General features: G+C 70.7%; 1 protein-coding gene. It reads right to left on the bottom strand.

Features of this window, described 5'->3' with window-relative positions; all coding sequences use genetic code 11:
* Positions 1–969 (bottom strand): condensation domain-containing protein (locus WS62_RS05850; RefSeq protein ID WP_156440878.1); only part of this gene is annotated, 969 nt, incomplete at both ends.

Raw genomic sequence — 969 nt, 5'->3', positions numbered from 1 at the left:
CCGGCAGCATGTAGTCGATGCGCTCGCGGGGATAGGCGGGGTCGAGCGGGAGATAGGCGGCGCCGGCCTTGAGGACGGCGAGCAGCGCGACGACGAGGTCGGGGGAGCGCTCGACGCAGACGCCGACGAGGGAGTCGGGTGGCAGGCCGAGCTGGCGCAGATGGAGGGCGAGCTGGTTGGCGCGGGTGTTGAGCGCGCGGTAGGTCAGCTCGACGCCGTTGCAATGGAGCGCGACGCGATCGGGAAAGCGCGCGGCCTGGGCCTCGACCAGCTGGTGGATGCAGGCGCTGCCGGGATAGGGCGAGGCGGTGTCGTTCCAGCGTTGGAGGAGGAGGCGCCGCTCGTCGTGGGGCAGGATGGCGAGCTGGGAGACGGGGGAGTCGGGCCGCCGGAGGGCATCGGCGAGCAGGACGGCGAAGCGTTCGGCGAAGCGCGCGATGGTGCCGGGTTCGAAGAGCGCGGCCGCGTATTCCCAGGCGAGCCGGAGGCTGCCGTCGGGCAGGGCGTCGATGTGGAGGCTGAGGTCGAACTTGGCGGGAATGGGCGCGTTGGCGAGGGGCCGCGAGTCGAGGCCGGCGAGTCGCAGGGGCGGGTCGTCGTTGTTGTTGAGCGCGAGCAAGACCTGGAACAGCGGCGCGTGGGCGAGGCTGCGAGCCGGGTTGAGGGCGTCGACGAGTTGCTCGAAGGGGAGTTGCTGATGCTGGTAGGCGTCGACGAGCCGTTGCCGGGATTGCTGGAGGAGTTCGTCGAAGGAGCGGGCCGGCTCGAGGCTGCTGCGCAGCACGAGGGTATTGACGAAGAAGCCGACGAGCGGGGCGAGATCGGGGAGAGGGCGGTTGGCGACGGGGGTGCCGACGACGATGTCGGCGCTGCCGGAGAGTCGAGCGAGGAAGGCGACGAAGGCGGCGTGGACGAGCATGAAGAGCGTGACGCGCCGGTTGCCGGCGAACTGCAGGAGTTCGCGATGCA

This window comes from Burkholderia sp. ABCPW 14 (genome assembly GCF_001523835.1).
Lineage (GTDB): Bacteria > Pseudomonadota > Gammaproteobacteria > Burkholderiales > Burkholderiaceae > Burkholderia > Burkholderia mayonis.
Note: the sequence above shows the minus strand (reverse complement) of the source record. Positions and strands in the feature narration are given on the sequence as shown.